Here is a 15,689-nt window from a genome sequence, read left to right as displayed (position 1 = left end):
TATCCCCCCGGGTCGGCGCGTGGCCCGGGGGGACGTTCGGGGGATCAGGCGTCGAGCTCGTCGACGTCGATCCGGGGGACCGCGAAGGGAGGGGAGCCCGCCCCGTTGACCGGGTGGCCTCCCCACAGGTTGGGTTCGCCCAGGTCGCCGGTGCCCTCGAACCCGTCCGGCGTGCGGACCACGACGGTGCGCGCGCCCTCCCGGAAGGCCGAGGTCACCTCGGGGCTCGCGGACAGGCGGCCCCGCCACCGGTAGTCGCCGGTCAGGGGCGAGAAGTTGCCCGCGAGGTGGGCGTCCACCTCGACGGCGGCGCCGTCCTCCCCGTCGGACGGACCGGGCAGCACGACCGTGACCGTGCCCCGGTACTCCTCCTCGTCATCACCGAACCCGCTCATCGGCCCTCCTTCTCCTCCTCGTTCCGCCGGCCGCCGGCCCCCGGGCCGCGACGGCGGGGCGGCGGGCGCCGCGCGTGCGCGCGCGGTCCACCCGCAGGTCGTAGTTGTGCGGGTCGAACCAGCGGGTGCGCAGCGCGAAGTCCCACGTGAAGGTGGGCCACAGCGTCGTGTTGCGCCCCTCCTCGTTCAGGTACCAGCTGTCGCAGCCGCCGGACACCCACACGGTGCCCTCCATGGACTCGTCCACCATGTCGTTGTAGGCCCTCTCCGCCTCCGGGCGCGCGTCCAACCGGTCGAGCCCGTGCTTGCAGAGGTACTTGAGCGCCTCCATCGTGTACCGGATCTGCGCCTCGATCATGAACACCTGGGAGGTGTGCCCCAGCCCGGTGTTCGGCCCGGCCAGCACGAAGGCGTTCGGGAAGCCGGCGACCGTGGTGCCCCGGAACGCCCGCACGTCGGAGCCCCAGTGCTCGGCCAGGGAGCGGCCCTCCGCGTCGAGGATGCGCTGGGCGATCGGCGGGTCGGTGACGTGGAAGCCGGTGCCGAGGATGACGGTGTCGACCTCGTGCTCGGTCTCGCGGCCCGACGCGTCCCGGGTGACGACCGCGTGGGGGCGGACCTCCGTGATGCCGTCGGTCACCACGTCGACGTTGGGCCTGGCCAGCGCCGGGTAGTAGTCGTTGGACATCAGGATGCGCTTGCAGCCCGCCCGGAAGTCGGGGGTGAGCTTGGCCCGCAGCGCGGGGTCCTTGACGCTGCGGGCGATGTTGGCCCTGCCGAGCCGCTCCACGACGGTGAGCAGCCTCGGGTTCTTGGCGAAGCCGAGGATGTAGGTCTCCCGCCCCCAGTAGATGCTCTTGCGCGCGATCTGCTGGGTGACCGGGAAGGTCCGGTACAGCCAGCTCTCGACCCTGGTGATGTCGCGGTCGTGCCGGAACATCACCCACGGGGCGGTCCTCTGGAACAGCGTCAGGGCGCCGACCTCCGGCTGGATCCGGGGGACGAACTGGATGGCCGACGCCCCGGTGCCGATCACCGCGACCCTCCGGCCGGCGAGGTCGTGGCCGTGGTCCCACTCCGCGGAGTGGAACAGCTTGCCCTCGAACGAGTCCAGGCCCTTGATGTCGGGGTAGGACGGGTCGGCGAGGGGGCCGGCCCCGCTCACCAGGAACTGGGCGGTCACCGTGCCGCCGTCGGTCGTGATCCGCCAGCGGTTGCCGTCGGGCTCCCACCGCGCGGAGCGCACGTCGCTGCCGTAGCGCACGTGCCGGTCCACGCCGTGCTCCCCGGCCACCCGCTTCATGTACTCCCAGATCTCGGGCTGGGGGGAGAACGTGCGGCTCCAGTGCGGGTTGGGCGCGAACGAGAACGAGTACAGGTGGGAGGGGACGTCGCAGGCGGCGCCCGGGTAGTCGTTGTCGCGCCAGGTGCCGCCGACGTCGTCGGCGCGCTCCAGGACCACGAAGTCGTCCAGACCGGCCTGCTTGAGCCGGACGGCCATGCCGAGGCCGGCGAATCCCGACCCGATGACGGCCACCCGGAAGTGCGGGGGTGCTTCGGTCACGTTCTGGTCCCTTCGTGCGAACCGGCCCGGGGTGGTGCCGCCCGGGGCGGGGGTGTGGCCCCCGGGGACGTGGCGCGTACGCCCCCGGGGGAGTCGCCGCCCGGAGGCGAGGCGCGTTCGCCTCCGGGAGGTGCGGCTCCCGGGGACGTGGCGCGTTTCGCCCCCGGGAGGTCGGGGCCGCCGCCGGAGGACGTGGCGCGTCTCGTCCTCCGGCGGCGGGTCTGTGGGGCCGGGGACCGGCCGCGGTGCGCGGCGGTCCGACGGCGGCGGGTGGCGCCCCGGGGAGGGGGCCGTGCGGGCGGTCCCGCGGGGCGCGTCAGCCGAGGAGCCCGGCCTTGCGCCAGAAGTACCGCCCCAGTCCGGTGATCGCCCCGGCGGTGCCCAGGGTGCCGACCACCTTGCGCGCGGCCCAGGTCTTGGTGCCGATCCAGTGCGGGTTCTTCCGGGCGACCTCGTAGGCCTCCTTCGGGTCGAGCCCCACCTGCGCGTACACCTTGGGGTTGATCAGCCGGGTGGCGGAGTAGTAGGTCACCAGTCCGAGGACGATGCGGCTGTAGGCCCGGTTGAGGGGGCCGCGGGTGACCCAGTCGCGCTGGAACTCCTCGCGGGCGTAGCGCATGTGCCGCGCCTCCTCCACCACGTGGATGCGGGCGACCGAGCGCACCAGGGGGAGGATCTGCTCGTCCGGCACGGCCTCGCGCTGGAGCTGGTCGAGCACCTCCTCGACGAACAGCGCCCCCGCGAAGATCAGCGGGCCGTGCGCGATGGCCTTGAAGACGCGGCCCAGGTGGTAGGTGACCGGGTCCAGCCGGTGCGCCTCCCAGCCGAGCTTCTGCACCATCTTGGCGAACATGACGGTGTGGCGGCACTCGTCGGCGATCTCGGTGTAGGCGTACTGGACGTGGTTGGTGGTGGGGTCGTTGTGGTAGGCGTGGCGGACGAGCATCTGCATCAGGATCGTCTCGAACCAGATGCCGATGGTCGCGACGCTGGCCACCTCCAGGCGGGAGAGCTCCTTGCGCTCGGCGTCGGAGAGCCGGTCCCACAGGTACGTCCCGTAGAGGGAGATCCGCTCGGGGCGGATGGCCCACATGCCGGGGTCGACGGGGGCGTCCCAGTCGATCTCGACGAGCGGGTCGAAGGAGGCCTTCGCCGATCCGCGCAGCAGGCGCTTGGCGATGTCCTCCCGGTCGGTGAGCCGGGGCTTGGCCGTGGTCTCCGCGGTCATCTTGTCCCTCCTCAGGACGCGTTCTGGGTGGCGGGGCCGCCGTGGCGTGCGCGGAGGCCCCGGGCGATCTCCGCCCCGTCGAAGGCGCCGTCCGCGAGCAGCAGGCCGAGCTGGAGCGAGACGATCTGCTCGGTGGCGCCGGGGAAGTGCCTGGTCAGGTGTAGGGCAGCGGTGCCCAGGGCGGTGGAGGCCATGTTGCGCGGTGCGCGCCGGGCGGCGGCGGCCCGGACGACGGCCATCACCGTGTCCCGCGTCCGCTCGGCGGGGACGAGGCCGTCCAGGGAGGCGCCGGTGGCCCGCGAGCTGTCGTGGATGGGGGTGTCGACGTAGCCGGGGAACACGGTCGTCACGGCGACGTGGGTCCCGTACTCGGCGCGGAGGCAGTCGGCGTAGGCGGCGACCGCGCGCTTGGAGACCGTGTAGGCGCCCGCCAGCGGGAGCTGGAGGTTGGCCAGCAGCGACGACGTGACGATGATCCGCCCCCTGCTCCCGAGCAGCGAGGGCATCGCGGCCGCGGTCACCCGCCAGGTGCCCAGGAGGTTGACCTCCAGCGCCTGGTGGGCGGGGGCGCCGGGGGCGTGGCCGATGTCCACGGAGGGGCCGACGCCCGCGTAGTGGACGAGCAGGTCCAGGCGTCCGCCGAGCTGTTCGACGGCCTCCGCGACGCCGTCCCGCACCTGCCCGTCGTCGGTGACGTCGCAGCCGATGACGCCGGGGGAGGGCTTGCGGTCGATGCCGACGACGTTCACGCCGAGGTGGCGGAGGACGGCCACGGTGGCGCTGCCGAAGGCTCCCGAGGCGCCGGTGACGACGGCGTTCCGGCCGGGGAGCCGGCGCAGGTGGCGCGGCGAGGGGGGCGTCATGTGATCTCCTCCACAGTCATTGCGGGAACGTTACAACGAGCATTGTCACAATGCAATGGGTTGAGATGGGGGAATTTACTCGCGGGTAGGTTCGGTGTTCGCCGGTGTCCGCGGCTCCGGGGCCGCGGGTGTCGGCCGGGCGCCGCTCCCGGCCGCGGCGGCGTGGGGGCGCCGGGGGCGGGAGGGGTGGAGGGCGGGGCGGGGGCGTCGCGACGGGCGGGCGTGTGACGCCCCTCACTCCCGTTTCGGAAACGTTACAATGCTCGTTGTCATGGTGCAATGGCCCGGAGGCGCGGATTTACTGACGGGTAACCTTCGGGAAGGTCTCTAGGCTGGTCCCATGGCCGAATACCGCATTGACGAACTCGCCCGGCTTGCCGACACGACCGTCCGCAACGTCCGGGTGTACCAGGACCGAGGTCTGCTCGCTCCTCCCCGCAGGGAGGGCCGCGTGGGCATCTACTCCGAGGCCCACCTGGCACGCCTGCGGCTCATCGGCCAGCTGCTGCGGCGGGGCTACACGTTCGCCAACATCGGTGAGATGTTCCGGGTCTGGGAGCGCGGCGGCGACCTCTCCGACATCCTCGGCTTCGAGTCGGCCATAGGGGACGCCTGGAGCGACGAGATAGCCGACTACGTCACGCTCGGGGAACTCCGGGACCTCTTCGGCAAGGGCGTGACGCCCAAGACCATAAAGCGCGCCCTGGACCTGCGTGTCCTCGAACGCGACGGCCTGCGCTTCAGGGTCCCCAGCCCCCGGCTGCTGCACGCGGGCGTCGAGCTCGTCAAGCTCGGCATGAGCGTGGGCTCGGTCCTGGACATAGCCGAGAACCTGCGCGACAAGGTGGGCGGCGTCGCCGAGCACATGGTCCGCTTGGTCTCCGAGCACATCATCGCCGAACACGCCCCCGGCACGGTCGTCCGCAGCGAGGAGACCGCCGAGATGGCCGAACTCATCCGGCGCGTGCGCCCGCTCGCGCAGCAGGCCGTGGACGCGGTCCTCGCCCAGGCGATGGCGGAGAACCTCACCACCGTCATGGGCGAGCACTTCGCCCTGGCGATGGAGCACCTGGAGCGGGAGCAGGGGGGCCGTTCTCAGGCGGAGGGCCTGACGGGCCCCTCCTGACGGTCCGCGCCCCGGCGGCCCGCGCCCCCGAACCCTCCCCGGCCCCCTGACGCACCTCTCCCCCCGACCCGACGCCCCCCTGCCCCGGACGGCGCGCCCCCACGCCTCCGGCGGCCCGGCGCCCGCGCCGACCGGCGCGGACGCCCGGGGCCCGGCAGGACGGCCCGCCCGGCCGCCCCGGCGGGAAGACCGGTGCGGGCCCGGACCGGGTGGTCCGGACCCGCACCGGCGCTCATCCCCGCTCGCCGTCCCCGGAGCCCTCGGCCGCCTCCACCGTCTCCGCGACCTCCGCGGCCATGGCCTCGACCTTCGCCTCGACCTCTTCGCCGGCGGGGGAGGAGGCGTCCACCACGGTCAGGGGCAGCGTCGTGCCGAACCGCAGTTCGGCGAACGACCCGGCGGGGACGGCCGGGGACCGCGGGAGGACCGGCCGGACCCGGAGGTAGCCGGAGCCCTGCTCCGGCCGGGGGTCCTCGTCGCCCTTGTTCGGCCACATCGACATCGCCCGTTCCGCCTGCGCGGTGATCGTCAGGGACGGGTTCACGCCCAGGTTCGCGCTGACCGCCGAGCCGTCCACCACGTGGATGTCCGGGTGCCCGTACAGCCGGTGGTAGGGGTCGATCACGCCGCTCTCCGGGCTGTCCCCGATCGGGCAGCCGCCCAGGAAGTGCGCGGTCATCGGGATGTCGAACACGTCGCCCCAGGTGCCGCCGGGGAAACCGTCGATGCGCCCGGCGAGCCGGGTCGCCGCCTCCTGGCCCTTGGGGATCCACGTCGGGTTGGGTTCGCCGTGCCCCTGGCGGGAGGTGAGCTTCTTCCGGCCGCCGAACACCCCCCTGCGGACCGAGGTGGTCAGCGAGTTGTCCAGCGACTGCATCACCAGGCCGATGATGACCCGCTCCGACCAGCGGCGGTTGGAGAAGCTGCGGACGAACACGTACGGGTGGCGCGCCGCCAGCCCCATGAACCGCAGCCAGCGCGGGATCCTCCCGCCGCCGGGCACCTGCATGGCGGTGAGCAGCCCCATCGCGTTGGAGCCCTTGCCGTAGCGGACCGGCTCGATGTGCGTGTTCTCGTCGGGGTGGATGGAGGACGTGATGGCCACGCCGTGCGTCAGGTCCTCCGGCGGCGGCACCTGCTTGCTCATGGCGCCCACGAGCGCCTCGGAGTTGGTGCGGGTGAGCGTGCCGAGCCTGGCGGACAGGCGGGGCAGGAGCCCCGAGTCGCGCATCCGGTGCAGGAGGGTCTGGGTGTTGTAGGTGCCCGCGGCCACCACGACCCTGCGCGCGGTGAACGTGCGGGCGTTCTCCCGCCGCCGGGGCGCGCCGGTCCGGAGGGTGTCGAGGGCGAGGCCGCCGCCGGGCAGCTCGCGGACGCGCTCGACGCTGGTCAGGGGGTGGATGTCGGCGCCGCCGCGCTCCGCGAAGTACAGGTAGTTCTCGGTCAGCGTGTTCTTGGCCCCGTGGCGGCAGCCGGTCATGCACTCGCCGCACTCGGTGCAGGCCCGGCGCTCGGGGCCCGCGCCGCCGAAGTAGGGGTCGCCCACGGACTCCCCGGGGGCCGCCTTGGCGCCGTCGCCGTCCTCCCCGTCGCCGAAGCACACGCCCACGGGGGTGAGGCGGAAGGTGTGGCCGACGCCCATGTCCTCCGCGACCGCCTTCAGGTGCACGTCGGAGGGGGTGACGGTGGGGTTGGTGCGCACGCCGAGCATCCGGCGGGCCTGGTCGTAGAACGGGGCGAGCTCCGTCTTCCAGTCGGTGATGTGCCCCCACTGGGGATCCTCGAAGAACGGGTCCATGGGGTGGTAGAGGGTGTTGGCGTAGTTGAGGGAGCCGCCGCCCACCCCGGCCCCGGCGAGGATCATCACGTCGCGCAGCAGGTGGATGCGCTGGATGCCGTACAGGCCGGCCTGCGGGGCCCACAGGAAGTTCTTCAGGTCCCAGGACGAGGACGGGAGCGTCTCGGGCGTGAAGCGTCGGCCCGCTTCGAGGACGCCGACGCGGTAACCCTTCTCGGTGAGGCGGAGGGCGCTGACGGAGCCGCCGAATCCCGACCCCACGACGATGACGTCGTAGTCGAAGCGGGGGTCCTCCTCGGGGGCGGCGGCGGATGGTTCTGCTCTGCGCTCTGGGGGCACGGCTGATCTCTCTTCGGGTCAGTCACGGGCCTCGTAGTGCGCCGGATACGAGTCCGCAACATTGAATGTGCCATCTAGAAATGTGACATTCGATATTGTAATGTTCGTCACTACCGCCGAGTAGGGTGTGTTCCATGTAACACGCGTGGCGTGCTCCGGCGCAAGTTTCGCTCCCCCTCGCCGCCCCCCGGCGGCGGAACACTGGAGGTACTCATGCCCAAGGCTTCCGACGAGGCGCCTGAGGCGTCGCGGGACGCGCCTGAGCAGCACGAAGCCGGCGGCGGCACCCTGTGGCGCAGGTTCGCGCTCGTCGTGGTCCCCGGCCTCGCCGCCGCCGCGGTCCTGGGCGGCATGACCACCCAGGGCCTCCTCGCCGCCTCCTTCGCGGTCTCCGGTGACAGCTTCAAGATGTCCGCCGACCAGCTCGCCGGACACGGGTTCACCCAGTTCGGCGACGTCGCCACCTCGGTGGACGGCTCCACCCGGCCGGTCGGGCTCTCCTCGGTCAACACGGCCGAGCTGACGAACCTGTGCATGTCCTCCCTCTGGGACCTGCCCATCGGCGAGGCCACCCTCGTCATCAACGCGGGCGAGACCACGCCCGTCGAGGGCACCAACCTCGTCATCGACATCGAGCAGCTCCAGGGCAACGCCGAGTTCGGCGCCATCGAGATCGGCCGCGACGCCAGCACGCTGGACAGGGCCGACAACGGCCAGGGCCCCGCGGGCGGCTTCGGCCTCCAGGCCGACACCATCACCGTCTCCGACATGGAGATGACCACGTGGGCCGTCACCTCCGGCTCGCTGCGCCTGTCCGGCCTGAGCCTGGCGATCAGGCCCGGCGCCCACGAGTGCTTCTGATGCCATGACCCACGCACTCACCCTCCTCCGGACGGGACGGGGACGCTTCCGGGACTGGCGGCGCAGCCGCCCGTTCTGGGGCGGTGCCCTCCTCGTCGCCGCCGGGGTCGAGCTGCTGCTGGCGCCGGCCGCGCAGAGCCTGATCCTCCCGATCGACCTGATCGTCTACGCGGGCATCGCCGGGGTGTCCGGCGCCCTCATCGCGGCGCTCCTGATCACCCTGGGCGCGCTGAGCTGGCTCCAGCCCGCCCAGCACGTCTTCTTCGGCCTGGTCGGGCTCGCCCTCGCCCTCGTCTCCTTCGTGACCTCCAACTTCGGAGGGTTCGTCATCGGGATGCTGCTCGGCATCGTCGGCGGTTCCCTCGTGTTCGCGTGGGCCCCCGGTGTTCGCCGCCGTTCCCGCGGACGCCGCCGGGCCGGGACGGCCGGGGCCTCCGGTCCCGTGCCTGCGGAGGGCGTCGCCCCCGGTCCCGCGCCTGACGAGGCGGACGCCTCCGGCCCCGTGCCTGCGGAGGGTGTCCCGGGCGCCGGCCCCTCCGAGGAGGGCGACGGCGCCGGTGAAGGCGTCCCGCCCGCCGCGGACGCGACCGCGGGGAGCGGCGGCGCCTCCCGGGGCGCGGCAGGGGCCCCCGGGGAGGGCGGCGTCGCCGACCCGCGCCCGGGGACCGGGCCGCTCGCCGCCCTGGCGCTGCCGCTGGCCGCGGCGGTGGTGCTGGCCGGAGCCCCCGCACCCGCCCTGGGCTGGCCCTGGGACTGGTTCACCCCGCCGGGCGGCGGGGAGGAGCAGCCCGAGGACGCCCCCTCGGAGGACCCCTCGGAGGAGCCCTCCGCCGGGCCGACCGGCGAACCCCCGGAACCGGGCGGGGACCCCGGCGAGGACGGGGAGCCGCAGGAGCCCGGGGAGGACGAGGAGCCCGGGGAGGAACCGGAGGAGGAGACCGACGCCGACCCGGCGGCCTGCGAACTGCTCTCCGGCGAGTCCGCGCTGGCGGAGTCGGAGGAGGAGTTCCTGGAGGCGGTGGAGGCCTGCCGGGCGGCACGGGACGAGGGCGAACTCCCCGAGGTCCCCGTCGACGAGGACCACGACTGCTTCCAGGGCTCGGTCCGCACGTCCGGCCTGACCGCCGATACGCTCACCATGCGGGGGGCGCGCTACGACGGCGTCGTCGAGTGCCCCACCGCCGACGGTCCGCGGCGCTACATCATGCTCAGCATGCGCCAGGCCGACGTGGACAACGGCGAGCTGTGGTTCGAGGACGGGGGGACCCGCATGAGCCTGGGCCTGCCCACCATGAACCTGACCGGTGACGTGCGCCTGCACATCACCCGCATGCACGTGCGGCTCCTGGGGATCCCGCTGACCTTCACGCCGGACTTCCCGCCCCCGCTGCTGCTGCCGTTCATGATCGTCACCGACGTGGAGGTGGACAACCCCATGGCCGGCACCGACAGCATGACCATCCCGAACCTCAACGGGCAGTACGGCGGAGGCGGCTGACACGGACCGGTCCCGGCTCCGGGACGCCGTCGGCGGGGCGGCGCGTCGAGCGGCGCCCCGCCGTTTCCCCCGGACGGGCCCCGGGCCGCCCGGCCGTGACGCCCCGCGCCCGCCCCGGCGGGCACGGGCGCGGGGCGCCGAGGAGGCGAAGCAGTCCGAAGCGCTCACATCCTGTCGGGCGCGCACGCGCGCGGGGCGCCGTAGCCGGGCCAGCCGTGGACCGCCTCCAGGTACGTCGGGCGCGCACGGGCGCGGGGCGCCGCCGACGGCGACGCCCCGCTGGTACCGCGGACTACCAGTTGTCGGTGATCAGGCGGCTGGCCCGTCCCACGTGGGAGACGTACAGCGCGTCGCGGGCCCGTGTGGAGGCCACGAACAGCAGCGTCCGCTCCTGCTGGAACGCCTGCTCCAGCGCCACCTGGTCGCCGTCGGCCGCCTCGATCGCGGCCTTGGGCGGCAGCAGGTGGTCGCTGACCCCGACCAGGGCCACGCAGCGGAACTCCTGGCCCTTGAGCCGGTGCATCGTCCCCACGCGCACCGCAGCGGCGTCGCCGCCGTCCTCCAGCGGCGCGGTCGGGATCCCCCTGGCCTCCAGCTCCTTGGCGATGCCGCGCACCACCCAGTGGTTGCGCCCCGCCACCGCGATCTCGGCCGGCTCGACGCCGGCCTCCAGCCACGCCCGCACCCGGCCGCCCAGGGCGGCGAGCTCCTCGGCGCGGTCGTCGCAGCCGCGCACCACCGGCGCGGGCCCGCGCAGCAGGGACCGGTACCCGGCCAGGGTGTCGGCGTTGTCGTCCATGCCCAGCGCCGCACGGCGGCCCAGGACCGGCATGCTCCAGTCCAGGATCTCCTGGGTGATCCGGTAGCTCGTCCGGAGCCGGTGGCCGCGCCCGCGCACGTTGATGCCGAGCGAGGCCAGCGACACCCGGTTGTCGGACACCCGCTGGTGCGGGTCGCCGACGACGAACAGGTCGTCCGGGCCCTCCGGGACCGCCGCGCGCAGCATCCGCCACTGGCTCGGGTGCAGGTCCTGGGCCTCGTCCACCACCACGTGCCGGAACAGCGGCGCCCCGCGCCCCAGGACGCGGGCGGCCTCGGCCGCGAGCTGCGGGTAGGACCACAGCCCCTCCACCCGCATGGCGCCGACGTAGCGCCGCACGGTCTCCCACACCTGGCGGCGGTGCTCGGGGGCCAGGTGCTGCACCCGGCCGCTGCGCTCGCAGCGGATGTACTGCGGCAGCAGCTCCAGCCCCTTGGCGAGGATGACCTGCTCCCACTCGTCCACCAGGAAGCGGCCGGAGAAGGGCAGGCCGTCGGCCAGCGCCACCGCGCGCCACCGCTGGGCCAGTTCGTCCCTGCCGACCATGCGCGGCGCGACGCTGCTGTGCGACTGCACGACCGACCGGGCGAGGCTGTCGATGGTCGCCACCCGAACCCGTGCGCGCACGCCGGGGTCGGGCAGCAGCTGGTCGAGGCGTTCGGAGAGGGACAGGGCCAGGGCCCGGTTGTAGGTGGTCAGGAGCACCGCCTCGCGGGGGTCCCCGGGGTGGGCGGCGGCGTCGTGCTCGGCCAGGTGGGCGGCACGGTGCAGGGCGATCACGGTCTTGCCCGTCCCCGGCCCCCCGGTGATCTGGGCCGACCCCTTGAAGCGGGCCTCGGTGATCCGGTGCTGGTCGGGGTGGAGGGTGATCTGCCACTGGTCGAACGGCGCGGCGAGGGCGTCGGCGAGTTCGGGCGGGCCGGTGGGCGTGGGGTCGACGGCTCCGGCCCCGGGGGACTCCAGGACCTCGGGGCGCAGGCCGCGGGCGAAGCGGAGCGCCTCGTCGCGCGGGCGCACGGTGATGAGCCGGTAGTGCGTACCGTCCGTGGGGCGGTCCTCTCCGGGCTCGCCGCGTCCCTCCCCGTCGGGGTCGGGAACGACGACGCCGGTCCAGTCGGGGGCGATGCTGACGACCCGCACGCGCGGGTCGGCGGCGCCGGCGACGGCCTCCAGGTCGGGGTCGTCCCCGGCCTGGCAGGCGCGCATCACGGCCAGGGTGTCGAGCTGGACGTCGGGCGTGAGGCGGGTGAAGTCGCTGAGAAACGTCGGGGCGATCGCAAGGGCGGACACGTCGTGGATTCCTCCGGTCTTCGACCAAGTGGTGTCTGCGGTGCTGAGGAGGTCGGAGCGGATGGTGTCGCGCGAGGGGAAGCCGGTCGGGCGACCGTCGCGTTCACCTGAAACATGCTCGGTGGCGAATTTGGGCAAACGCCGCCCCAGAGGCGATTCCCGCCGGGTTGCGAGGAGTTTTCGGGGTTCGCATAATCCCTGTTCAGAGGGGGTTTTACGCAAGCGCGTTCGAGGTGTCGGGCGGGTTTTTCCGCGGGGTCGCGGCGCGGGCTCCGCGACCTGCGGTTCTGCGCGAAGAGCTGGTGTCCGCAAACGGGTTTATGTACCTGACCGAAACTGGGTAGCAGAGAGCGAGACTGCCAGCTCGGAGTGGGATCGGTGGGGACAGTGAGGAAGAACTGTCGTCAGGGAAGGGTATGACCGAAACCCGGCGGGAGAGGGGGAACATGTGACCGTCGCGGGACCGGGCCCGTCGCGGCGGCAGGGGTACACGTTGTGGCCGGTTTCGGACACGCTCTGTGCAGACGGCGCCCCCGCGCGAGATCGTAGAGCGCACGGGGGGCGGAAACCACGTGTGGTTCAGGACTCTGCCGGGGTCCGTCCTACCCCGGCAGAGTCCTCAACCGCTCTGGCTCCCGGACCGCTCTAGAGAAGCGGTACCCAGTCCCCGCCCTCTCCAAAGCGGGTGGCACGGCGAACCTTCGCCGACCCGAGGACCCCGGCGCCGATCGACTCCGCGACCGTCACACCCCATGCTCTACCTTGGTGGTGACAAAAGAGCGGAAAGGACCGGGACGAGCACAGTGGCCCCCAACGACATGAGCCGGATGCGCATATCCGACGCTGAGCGCGACCAGGTCTCCGAGGTCCTGCGCGAAGCCGCCGCGGAGGGCCGGATCACCCTCGACGAGCTGGACGAACGGCTCAACGCCACCTACGCGGCCAAGACCTACGCCGACCTCGAACCGCTCACCTCCGACCTGCCCGCCCCCGGCGGTGCGGCGTCCCCGCTGCCCTCGGTCCCCGGCACGGTCCCGGGGGTGGTCGCCAGGCCCCAGGGCGACCCCATGGTCCTCAACGGCGGAGGGAGCTCCATCGTCCGCAAGGGCGCATGGGAGGTCCCCCACCGGATCGAGGTGCACAACAAGTACGGCTCCACCCGGCTCGACTTCCGCGAGGCCGTCCTGACGAGCCCCGTCACCGAGGTCCACGTCGACACCTCCTGGGGCAGCGCCGACCTGATCCTCCCCGAGGGCGCCACCGCCTCGGTCGACTGCGACTCCTCCTGGTTCGGCTCGCTGCGCTCCGACGTCGACTCCATGCGCAAGCAGGGCGTACCGCACTTCGTCGTCACCGGCGGGTGCCAGGGCGGGGGCCTCCGCGTCCGCTACAAGCGCCCCTTCTCCTGGGGCGGCCGCGGGGCCTGAACCCGGCCCCTGCACGGGCGGGGCGCCGCTCCGGCCGCACCTACCCCCGCCCACGGCCCGGCCACCGCTCCCGCGCCCCGTCGGTCCCGGCCCGGCGGCATCCGCGTCCGCCCTCCCCGTCCGGCCGTGCCCGGCCGTGCGCCATGATGGGTGCGGCGCGCCGCGGGGCGCGCCGACGACCGGAGAGGCGGCACGCGTGGGCTGGTGGATCGCAGGGATCGGAGCGGGCGCGTGCGCCCTGGCGCTGGCCCCCTACGCCTGGACCTACCTGGCCAGCGCCGGGCGCCGCAAGGCCCCCGGCGCCGTCCCGCACCGGCCCGTCGCCGTCGTCCTGGGCGCCGCGGCGTGGAAGGACGGGCCCTCGCCCCTGCTTGCCCGCCGACTGGACCTGGCCGTCCGCCTCTACGAGGACGGCAGGGTCGGGCGGATCATCGTCTCCGGGGACAACCGCGAGGTCTCCGGACACGAGACCGACACGATGACCGCCTACCTCGTCGGCCACGGCGTGCCCGCCGACCGGATCGAGGCCGACCGGTACGGCTACCGCACCTGGGACACCTGCGTCCGGGTGCGCGACCTGCACGGCGTCCGCGCGGCCACCATGGTCACCCAGTCCTTCCACCTGCCCCGCACGGTCGCCCTCGCCCGCGCCGCGGGGATCGACGCCGTCGGGGTCGGGGACCCCAGCCTCGGTGCCCGCCGCCGCTCCACCCTCATCGGCTACGCCCGCGAGGTCGGCGCCGCCGTCAAGGCCCTGCGCGACGCGGTGCTGCGCCCCGCGCCCGCGCACCAGGAGGCGTGACCGCGCCCCGGCGGGGGATCCCCCCGGGGCCGTGGGAAGGGTACGGCCGCCCCCGTCCCTGAGGAGGACGCGGGGTTCCCCGCGGGGGCGTGAGAAGGTCGACGCCGCCGCCGATTCGCGCGATCCGGCTGAGCCGGGATAATCGGGCCCATGAACGCGACCACGGACAACGACCCACACGACGGAGCGGAGAGCGTGGACTGGGCGGCGCTCCTCCCCGAGGGCGGCGAGCGCGTCCCCGGACTGCTCGCCGAACTCGCCGGGAGCGACAGCGCCCTGTCGGACCTCCACGACCTCGTCCACTTCCCCGCGCCCGGGCACGTCGCCGCGCCCAGGATCGTCGACTTCCTGGTCGACACCGCCTGCGCCGAGGGCACCCCGCCCACCGACCGCTGGCGTCCCCTGAGCCTGCTCCTGGAGCTGGTCGCCGGCCACCCGGAGGACCTCCTCCCCGAGGTCCGCGACCTCGGGCAGTGGCGCGACGAGGTGGCGTGGGCGGCGTCCACCGACGTGGAGAAGGTGCGGGAGCAGTACCGCGCCTGGGCCGAGGAGGCCCCGGACGAGCAGCACCACCTCCGCATGCGCAACCGGCTCGCCGTCATGGAGCAGCCGAACGGCGCCGCGCTCCTCCAGGCCGAGCTGGACACCTACGAGGCCGTCCTCGCCCGCGTCCCCGACCTGGTCACCCTCCTCAAGGGCGGCGTCAACCGCGGGGGCCTGGACCGGGCGGGGGAGTGGGTCAGCTACCTGCTCGCCTTCCTCGCCGACGACTCCGAGCGGATCGCCTCCGAGATCACCGGAGCCTCCCAGGTCCTGCTCGCCAAGGACCTGCGCCCCGCCCCGCAGACGCCCACGAGCCTGCGGGAGGTCATGAGCGGAGGGCTGGACAGCGGCGAACCGCTGCCCGCGGAGCTGTTCGCCCTGGGCCTGGTGGCCGACGCCGCCGACATCGACACGACCGTGGCCCTGACCCACCAGATGGCGGGCGGGAACCTCTACAACTCCTTCGCCGCGTCGGTGTCGCTCGTGCTCATCCACGGGGAGGACACCCCCCGCGAGGCACTGCGCCGCATCGGCCGCGGCGGCGGGACCTCGATGGGCTACGCGGGCCTGTTCAACGAGTCGTGGCCGCACTGCGGCGGGCGCTCGCCGCAGGTCCTGGGCTTCCTGGCCCTGGGCCGCGCCGGGGGCCGCGCGCGGCGGCTGCGCCTGGACATGCTGCCCGGCCTGATCAAGGACGAGGCCGACTCGCGCGCCCTGGTGACCGGCGTCGGCCTGGAGATCGTCCTCGGCCCCCGCACCAAGGGGCACACCGCCGAGGAGCACGCCCGCGCCGAGTACGACGAGGAGACCCTCAAGGTGCTGTGGGCGATCGCCGAGCTGCCCGCCTCCGCGTGGGAGGACGAGGAGTTCACCGCGACGCTGGCCGCCTGGGCGCTGCCGGACACCGCCGAGGAGTTCCGCGCCCTGGTGGGAGTGGAGCCCGAGGAGGAGCAGGAGGACGAGGAGGCGCCGCAGGCCCCGGCCCCCGCTCCCCAGGCCCCCGCTCCGGGCGGCCTGTTCGGACGCCTCTTCGGCGGAGGCCGCTAGCGGCCTCCGCCGGTGGACCGGGCGGCGCGGGAGGCCGCGCACGCGGGCTCGTCGGCCCGGACGGCGGGCCCCCGCGGCGCACGGCCGC

General features: G+C 73.8%; 12 protein-coding genes. 6 read left to right on the top strand and 6 right to left on the bottom strand.

Going from position 1 to position 15,689, the window contains the following annotated elements:
* Nucleotides 1–44: 44 nt before the first annotated feature.
* The 4 genes from ACQPYD_RS26405 to ACQPYD_RS26390 form a co-directional block, all read right to left on the bottom strand.
* Entirely contained in the window at nt 45–395 is a 351-nt protein-coding gene (locus tag ACQPYD_RS26405) for a DUF4873 domain-containing protein (RefSeq protein ID WP_433698174.1), read from the bottom strand.
* Nucleotides 379–1,959: a flavin-containing monooxygenase gene (locus ACQPYD_RS26400; RefSeq protein WP_433698173.1), complete on the bottom strand. Its 1,581-nt coding sequence runs from the start codon at nt 1,957–1,959 to the stop codon at nt 379–381. The genes ACQPYD_RS26405 and ACQPYD_RS26400 overlap by 17 nt, the downstream gene beginning before the upstream one ends.
* Before the next feature lie 316 nt (nt 1,960–2,275).
* Nucleotides 2,276–3,187 carry an AurF N-oxygenase family protein gene (locus ACQPYD_RS26395; protein ID WP_402920769.1) on the bottom strand — a complete coding sequence of 304 codons (912 nt, stop codon included), beginning with the start codon at nt 3,185–3,187 and terminating at the stop codon, nt 2,276–2,278.
* Nucleotides 3,188–3,198: 11 nt separating this feature from the next.
* Complete coding sequence (locus ACQPYD_RS26390; protein ID WP_433698172.1) at nt 3,199–4,050, bottom strand: SDR family NAD(P)-dependent oxidoreductase; 852 nt, start codon at nt 4,048–4,050, stop codon at nt 3,199–3,201.
* A gap of 340 nt (nt 4,051–4,390) precedes the next feature.
* Here ACQPYD_RS26390 and ACQPYD_RS26385 point away from each other — a divergent pair, with 340 nt between their 5' ends.
* Entirely contained in the window at nt 4,391–5,176 is a 786-nt protein-coding gene (locus tag ACQPYD_RS26385; RefSeq protein WP_433698171.1) for a MerR family transcriptional regulator, read from the top strand.
* 232 nt (nt 5,177–5,408) lie between these two features.
* Here ACQPYD_RS26385 and ACQPYD_RS26380 read toward each other — a convergent pair whose 3' ends face one another.
* Nucleotides 5,409–7,313, bottom strand: coding sequence for a GMC oxidoreductase (locus tag ACQPYD_RS26380; protein ID WP_433698170.1), 1,905 nt, complete (start codon nt 7,311–7,313; stop codon nt 5,409–5,411).
* Between the two features lie 213 nt (nt 7,314–7,526).
* Between ACQPYD_RS26380 and ACQPYD_RS26375 the strand changes: the two genes are divergently transcribed.
* Nucleotides 7,527–8,174 (top strand): DUF6230 family protein, encoded by a 648-nt coding sequence (locus ACQPYD_RS26375; RefSeq protein WP_267946212.1) that lies wholly within the window; start codon nt 7,527–7,529, stop codon nt 8,172–8,174.
* A 4-nt stretch (nt 8,175–8,178) separates the two neighbouring features.
* Nucleotides 8,179–9,672: a DUF6114 domain-containing protein gene (locus tag ACQPYD_RS26370; RefSeq protein WP_433698168.1), complete on the top strand. Its 1,494-nt coding sequence runs from the start codon at nt 8,179–8,181 to the stop codon at nt 9,670–9,672.
* A gap of 292 nt (nt 9,673–9,964) precedes the next feature.
* Here ACQPYD_RS26370 and ACQPYD_RS26365 read toward each other — a convergent pair whose 3' ends face one another.
* Nucleotides 9,965–11,782, bottom strand: coding sequence for a UvrD-helicase domain-containing protein (locus tag ACQPYD_RS26365; RefSeq protein ID WP_433698167.1), 1,818 nt, complete (start codon nt 11,780–11,782; stop codon nt 9,965–9,967).
* Between the two features lie 803 nt (nt 11,783–12,585).
* Between ACQPYD_RS26365 and ACQPYD_RS26360 the strand changes: the two genes are divergently transcribed.
* The 3 genes from ACQPYD_RS26360 to ACQPYD_RS26350 all read left to right on the top strand — a co-directional run bounded on the left by ACQPYD_RS26360 (nt 12,586) and on the right by ACQPYD_RS26350 (nt 15,601).
* Entirely contained in the window at nt 12,586–13,209 is a 624-nt protein-coding gene (locus ACQPYD_RS26360) for a DUF1707 SHOCT-like domain-containing protein (RefSeq protein ID WP_433698166.1), read from the top strand.
* Nucleotides 13,210–13,405: 196 nt separating this feature from the next.
* On the top strand, nt 13,406–14,011 hold the full coding sequence (locus ACQPYD_RS26355) for a SanA/YdcF family protein (protein WP_433698165.1): 606 nt from the start codon (nt 13,406–13,408) through the stop codon (nt 14,009–14,011).
* Nucleotides 14,012–14,161: 150 nt separating this feature from the next.
* Nucleotides 14,162–15,601 (top strand): hypothetical protein, encoded by a 1,440-nt coding sequence (locus ACQPYD_RS26350; protein WP_433698164.1) that lies wholly within the window; start codon nt 14,162–14,164, stop codon nt 15,599–15,601.
* The last annotated feature ends 88 nt before the right edge of the window (nt 15,602–15,689 follow it).

Origin of the sequence: Nocardiopsis sp. CA-288880, from assembly GCF_050955985.1 — a bacterium.
GTDB lineage: Bacteria > Actinomycetota > Actinomycetes > Streptosporangiales > Streptosporangiaceae > Nocardiopsis > Nocardiopsis tropica.
The sequence above is the reverse complement of the archived record's forward strand: the minus strand, read 5'-3'. Positions and strand labels throughout refer to the sequence as shown.